Source organism: Thermosipho affectus, from assembly GCF_001990485.1.
Taxonomy (GTDB): Bacteria; Thermotogota; Thermotogae; order Thermotogales; family Fervidobacteriaceae; genus Thermosipho; species Thermosipho affectus.
In genome coordinates this window covers 1-1,378 of record NZ_LBFC01000027.1, presented here as the reverse complement: position 1 = coordinate 1,378, position 1,378 = coordinate 1, and the positions used below count along the sequence as shown (strand labels likewise).

General features: G+C 36.3%; 2 protein-coding genes. Both read left to right on the top strand.

Going from position 1 to position 1,378, the window contains the following annotated elements; genetic code table 11:
• Nucleotides 1–12: 12 nt before the first annotated feature.
• Nucleotides 13–174, top strand: coding sequence for a rubredoxin (gene rd, locus XJ44_RS09125; protein WP_075665548.1), 162 nt, complete (start codon nt 13–15; stop codon nt 172–174).
• Between the two features lie 44 nt (nt 175–218).
• Nucleotides 219–1,376, top strand: coding sequence for an FprA family A-type flavoprotein (locus XJ44_RS09120; protein WP_077198823.1), 1,158 nt, complete (start codon nt 219–221; stop codon nt 1,374–1,376).
• Nucleotides 1,377–1,378: the final 2 nt, after the last annotated feature.

Below are 1,378 nucleotides of genomic sequence, written 5' to 3'. Positions count from 1 at the left end.
GGAGGGGAAAACATGAAGAGATACGTATGTAGTGTATGTGGATATGTATATGATCCAGAAGTAGGGGATCCAGACAATGGGGTAGAGCCAGGGACACCATTTGAGAAATTGCCAGAAGATTGGGTATGTCCAGTATGTGGGGTAGGCAAAGACCAATTTGAAGTAGAAGAATAAGTGGGACATTATGTCCCACTTTTAATGAGAAGGGGAGGAATAAGATGGTTAAGAAGATAGGTGATGGGGTATACTATGTAGGAGCTATTGATTGGGATAGGGAATTATTTGACGAATTAATTCCTCTTCCAAATGGGACAACGTACAATGCATATATAGTAAAAGGGGAAAAGATAGCTTTAATAGATACCGTTGATCCTGCAAAGAAAGAAGAGTTTTACAACAATTTAGAGAAATTGGATATAAAGAATATAGATTATGTAATATCAAATCATGCGGAACAAGACCATTCAGGTTTGATAAAAGAAGTGGTGGAGAAGTATGGTGCGAAGGTAGTAACGAACAAGAAATGTGCAGAATTATTGCACACACACGTACATGTAAGTAAAGAAGATATAATAGAGGTAACAGATGGAGAAGAGCTAGATTTAGGGGGAAAGACGTTAAAATTTTACTTAACGCCGTGGGTGCATTGGCCAGAGACGATGGTAACGTACTTAAAAGAAGAAAAGATATTGTTTAGTTGTGATTTATTTGGTTCACACTATGCAACAAGTGACATAGAACAAGAAGGAGACGATGTATTAATAGAGATGGCAAAGAGGTACTACGCAGAAATAATGATGCCATTTAGAAACCACGTTATAAAGAACATAGAAAAGATAGAAAAGATAGAGATAGGAAAGATAGCGCCAAGTCATGGGCCGGTATATACAAAACCAGAAAAAATAATAAAAGAATACAAAAAATGGGCGGGTAATGAGACAAAAAAAGAAGTAATAATATTGTATGTATCGATGCATGAAAGTGTAAGAAAGATGGTGGAATACGTAATGGAAGGATTAATGGAAAAGGGAGTAAGAGTAAAATTACACAATGTAGTAAAAAGCGACATAGGAGAGATAGCGATAGATTTGGTAGAGGCATCGACAGTAGTAGTGGGGACGCCAATGGTATTGGGAGGTATGCACCCAAAGATAGCAGGAGTGGTATATTTAATGAATGCCTTAAGGCCAAAGACAAAATACATAGGGATATTGGGCTCCTATGGATGGGGAGGAAGGTTTATAGAAGAATTAAAAGGAATGATAAAGAATGTAAAGGCAGAAATAGTAGGTGAAGTGGTGGTAAAGGGACTTATAACAAAAGAAGAATATAAAAAATTAGATGAATTAATCGAAAATATTTCTAAACTTAACTAAAA

What these genes read in the sequence shown, in the direction of transcription:
- rd (WP_075665548.1), top strand. Translation starts at nt 13, where the DNA reads ATGAAGAGATACGTATGTAGTGTATGTGGATATGTATATGATCCAGAA.
- XJ44_RS09120 (WP_077198823.1), top strand. Translation starts at nt 219, where the DNA reads ATGGTTAAGAAGATAGGTGATGGGGTATACTATGTAGGAGCTATTGAT.